Annotated in this window: 5 protein-coding genes and 1 pseudogene; 5 read left to right on the forward strand and 1 reads right to left on the reverse strand. The window is 64.4% G+C overall.

The window, feature by feature from the left end:
• From AD944_RS16960 to AD944_RS01110, 5 genes and pseudogenes are all read left to right on the forward strand, one after another.
• Positions 1 to 285, forward strand: a pseudogene (locus tag AD944_RS16960) (P-type conjugative transfer protein TrbL); the annotation flags it as partial.
• Positions 286 to 290: 5 nt separating this feature from the next.
• The gene (trbF, locus tag AD944_RS01095; RefSeq protein ID WP_045543509.1) at positions 291 to 974 is read left to right on the forward strand and encodes a conjugal transfer protein TrbF; all 684 of its coding nucleotides are present in this window, start codon (positions 291 to 293) and stop codon (positions 972 to 974) included.
• A complete protein-coding gene (gene trbG, locus AD944_RS01100) occupies positions 971 to 1972 on the forward strand; it encodes a P-type conjugative transfer protein TrbG (RefSeq protein WP_045543510.1) in 1002 nt (333 codons plus the stop codon). The genes trbF and trbG overlap by 4 nt, the downstream gene beginning before the upstream one ends.
• Entirely contained in the window at positions 1969 to 3144 is a 1176-nt protein-coding gene (locus tag AD944_RS01105; protein WP_045543511.1) for a TrbI/VirB10 family protein, read from the forward strand. The genes trbG and AD944_RS01105 overlap by 4 nt, the downstream gene beginning before the upstream one ends.
• Positions 3141 to 3374, forward strand: a complete 234-nt coding sequence (locus AD944_RS01110; protein ID WP_007396822.1) for a DUF2274 domain-containing protein — start codon at positions 3141 to 3143, stop codon at positions 3372 to 3374. The genes AD944_RS01105 and AD944_RS01110 overlap by 4 nt, the downstream gene beginning before the upstream one ends.
• Before the next feature lie 2 nt (positions 3375 to 3376).
• Here the strand turns inward: AD944_RS01110 and AD944_RS01115 are convergent, their stop codons facing one another.
• Entirely contained in the window at positions 3377 to 4075 is a 699-nt protein-coding gene (locus AD944_RS01115) for a LysR family substrate-binding domain-containing protein (RefSeq protein ID WP_045543512.1), read from the reverse strand.
• Positions 4076 to 4202 lie beyond the last annotated feature (127 nt).

Raw genomic sequence — 4202 nt, forward strand, 5'->3', positions numbered from 1 at the left:
GCCGCGCGCGGGATGGGCGGTGGAGAGGGTGACGAAACCGGTGGCAGCGGGCCGTCTCCATCGGGTGGGGGTGGTCCAGCTGGTGGCGGCGGCCCCTCGGGAGGTGGCCCTGCCGGTGATGGTCCATCTGGTGGAGATGGTGGCGGTTCTGGTGAACCGCCCCGCTGGGCTCAGAAGATGAAGCGTCGCAATGCCGCAACCCATGCCGCCGAGGCCGCCCACATCATCCGCTCGGCCGACGGCGGCGGTGGCTCGGCGTCCATTGATCTCTCGGAAAAGGAATGAGGACGATGTTCCGTCGCTCCACCACCCGCTACGGGACCACGCCCGAACCCGTGACGCCCTATCAGAAAGCAGCGCAGGTTTGGGACGAACGGATCGGTTCCGCCCGCGTCCAGGCAAGAAACTGGCGGCTGATGACGTTCGGATCGCTCTTTCTCTCGGCAGGGCTCGGGGCCGGGCTGGTCTGGCAGTCCGCGCGCGGCACCATCACGCCGTGGGTGGTGCAGGTGGACCGGCTGGGGCAGGCGCAGGTCGTGGCCCCCGCGACAGCGGGCTATATGCCCGCCGATCCGCAGATCGCCTGGTATCTGGCGCAGTTCGTCCACGACGTGCGCGCCCTGTCGTCGGACCCTGTGGTAGTCCGGCAGAACTGGCTGCGGTCCTATGATTTCACCACCACGTCGGGCGCGCAGGCGCTGAACGATTATGCCCGCCTCAACGATCCGTTCTCGCGGATCGGGCACGAGCAGGTCGAGGTGGATATCGCCTCGGTGATCCGGGCCTCGCCCGGCAGCTTTCGTGTGGCCTGGAGCGAGCGCCATTACCGCGACGGCGCTTTTGTTGGCACCGAGCGCTGGACCGCCATCGTCTCGGTCGTCCTGCGCACGCCGCGTGACGCCGATCATCTGCGGAAAAATCCTCTGGGTATCTACGTCTCCGCCATCAACTGGTCGAAGGAGCTGGGCCAATGATCCGTCGTGCTCTTCGTTTCCTCCCGCTGTTTGTCCTGCCTCTTGCAGGCTGCGCGCAGCATTACCACCCGCCGATCATCCGCTACGATGATGCCGCTCAGGCCCTGCGCCAGCCCGATCCGCCGAAGCCGGTGCAGGTCGTGGAGGTTCCAAAAATCCTTCCCCTGCCGGGCCAGCTCAAGCCGCTGCCGCCACGACGCACGGCCCATCCGGTGCCCGAAGTCGCCGACCCGACCGTGCGCGTGACGCAGGCCAATCTGGCGGCGCGTATCCAGCCGACGCGGGCCGGTTATGTGAACGCGGTGCAGGTCTATCCCTATTCTGCCGGCGCGCTCTATCAGGTCTATGCCTCGCCCGGTGAGATCACCGATATCATGCTCCAGCAGGGTGAAAAGCTGGTCGGCACCGGGCCGGTGGCCGCTGGCGATACCGTGCGCTGGATCATCGGCGATACCGAGAGCGGGGCGGGGGCCACGAAGCGCATCCATATCCTGGTCAAGCCGACCCGGCCGGACCTGGCTACCAACCTGATCGTCAATACGGATCGGCGCACCTATCTCGCCGAACTGCGCTCCACGCCGGTGACGTATATGGCGTCGGTATCGTGGGACTATCCCGAGGATGATTTGATCGCCCTGCACCGGCAAAACGATGCGGCCGATGACATTGCTCCTGTGGACGTGGGTTTGGATCTCGACGCGCTGAATTTCCGTTACGCCATCCAGCCGGTGAAAGGCGCCACACCGCCCTGGTTACCCAGCCGGGCTTTCGATGATGGGCATAAGGTCTATATCGCTTTCCCATCCGGGATCGGGCAGGGGGAACTGCCCCCGCTCTTTGTGCTGGGGGCCGATGGTGGGCCGGAACTGGTCAATTACCGGGTGCGGCAGAACTGGATGATCGTGGATCGCCTGTTTGCCGCCGCCGAACTGCGGCTGGGCGACAAGCATTCCGAGCAACGGGTGCGCATCGTCCGTACCGACGGACGGCGGACATGACCGGGCAGGCGCCGACAGTGGGCGAAAATCCCGCAGGTGCTGCAACGCCGCCGCCCGATCTGCGTCTGCGGGCCGATCGGCCGCGCGTGGTGCGTCTGTCGCGCACCGTGGTCTGGTCGCTGGGCGGGGTCGGCATGGTCGCGGTGGCCTTCGCGCTGGGTTACGCCCTTCAGGCCAGCCATAGGCCGCCGTCCACGTCGGCCACACAGGATACCGATGTCCGTCCCTCGGCCGACGGGCTGGCGGGGCTGCCCTCCGATTATATCGGCAAGGACGTGCCGAAACTCGGGCCAGCGTTGCCCGGTGATCTCGGGCGCGCCATCCTGCATGCGCAAGGGCAGGGGAAGGCGGCCTCCGGTACCGAAGACCACCGCGCCGCGCAGGAGGCCGAGGCGGCGATCGCCAGCCGGCTGTTCGTGCAGACGGGGGAGCGCGACCGTGCCAGTGACCAGGTGATGCCACCCGTGCCGGGCGCTCCTGCCTCTCAGGGGCGGGCGTCCACCACGGACGGACCACAGGCTGGAAACATTGCCTTCCTGGAAGGGCAGCCGGATCGCGCGACAACCAGCCCCGATCGCATCATGCCGCTGGTCTCGCCCTATATCCTTCAGGCGGGCACGGTGATCGCTGGCGCGCTGAACACGAAAATCAGCTCCGACCTGCCGGGCCAGATTACCAGCCATGTGACCCAGAACGTCTATGACAGCCCGACCGGGCGCTATCTTCTGATCCCGCAGGGGAGCACGCTGTTTGGGGCCTATAACAGCAGCGTCTCCTTCGGGCAGCAGCGCACCCAGATTATCTGGACCCGGCTGATTTTCCCGAATGGCGAAAGCCTGGTGCTGGAAAAGCTGCCCGGCGGCGACGCCATTGGCCAGTCCGGCCTGTCCGACGAGGTGAACAGTCACTGGGGGCAGTTGTTCAAAGCCGCCCTGGTCACGACCCTGCTCAGCGTGGGCTCCGAAGCCGGGACGTCATGGAACGAGAACAACCTGATGCAGGCGATCCGTTCTGGCGCCAGCAACGGGTTTTCCATGGTCGGTAACCGGCTGATCGATCGCAGTCTGAACGTCCAGCCCACCCTGACCGATCGGCCGGGGCTGCCCTTTACCGTTCTGGTCGGGCACGACCTGCTACTCAAACCCTACCGGGATCAAGGACATATACGATGACGGACCTGAAAATCCGGGAACTTCCCGATGAGAAACCGGTCAGAATGACCGTGGCGCTACCCGCCGACCTCCATCGTGACCTGCTTGCCTATGCGGCACTTCTTTCCGGCAACGATGGGGCGATGGACCCGGCCCGGCTGGTTGCGCCCATGCTTCGGCAGTTCATGATGTCGGACAAGGGATTCGCCAGGGCGCGGAGGCAGGCAAAAGCAGCATCGTCGGAAAAGTAGCCTCACGGCCACGGCTGATGGGCTTCGATATATCGGGCGAAGCTCTGGGCGCAGGGATTCTCATTGTCGGGCCGCCAGACAATGCCGAATTCCAGATGGGAGGAACCGCCTACGTCACGGATTTCCATGATCGCGATGTCGTGGCCATGCTGATCGCGGATCAGCGGCAGCCACGAGGCCGGAAGTAGCGCGATGCCTTCCTTGTTCTGGACGAGTGCGACAACCCGATTGCTGCCGATATCATGATGACGGATTCTGGGATGGATATCGGTTTCACCGAGTTTTCTCCGGATAAGTTCCTTGAAATCATGACCGGCATTATCACGTCCGATCAGGAATGTTTCATGACGCAGATCTTGCCATGAGATTTCCCGTCGTGTCGCCAGAGGGTGATCGGTGGAGAGCGCCGCCACGATGCGGTCGCTCCAAAGGGGCATGACGCGCAGGACTGGCGTCAGATTGCGACGTGTGACGACCGCGAAATCGATCTGTCCGCGCTGGAGCCGACGCACCAGTCTCTTGCCTGTGCCCTCGGAATAGCGAAAGATGATATCGGGATGCGTAGCACGGAACTCCGCCGTGAAGGCCGAGAGGCGTCCAGGCAGGACGCAGGTCTGGATGCCGATGGAGATCTGGCCATTCTCGCCCTTGCCCGTCCGCCGAGCGCGGGCGTTCATGCCAGCCACGTTATCCAGGATCATCTGGGTCCAGAGGATAAATTCTTCACCGAAGGCTGTCGGGGTAGCACCGGCCGGGGAGCGGGTGAACAGCCTGACATTCAGCCGCTCTTCGACGCGGAAATCTCACAGAAGGGTTGTACATCGGGTT

It is taken from the genome of Acetobacter tropicalis (genome assembly GCF_001580915.1).
Lineage (GTDB): Bacteria > Pseudomonadota > Alphaproteobacteria > Acetobacterales > Acetobacteraceae > Acetobacter > Acetobacter tropicalis.

Excerpts from the sequence above, each read along its gene's own strand:
- trbF (WP_045543509.1), top strand. The coding sequence starts at position 291 with ATGTTCCGTCGCTCCACCACCCGCTACGGGACCACGCCCGAACCCGTG.
- trbG (WP_045543510.1), top strand. The coding sequence starts at position 971 with ATGATCCGTCGTGCTCTTCGTTTCCTCCCGCTGTTTGTCCTGCCTCTT.
- AD944_RS01105 (WP_045543511.1), top strand. The coding sequence starts at position 1,969 with ATGACCGGGCAGGCGCCGACAGTGGGCGAAAATCCCGCAGGTGCTGCA.
- AD944_RS01110 (WP_007396822.1), top strand. The coding sequence starts at position 3,141 with ATGACGGACCTGAAAATCCGGGAACTTCCCGATGAGAAACCGGTCAGA.
- AD944_RS01115 (WP_045543512.1), bottom strand. The coding sequence starts at position 4,075 with ATGATCCTGGATAACGTGGCTGGCATGAACGCCCGCGCTCGGCGGACG.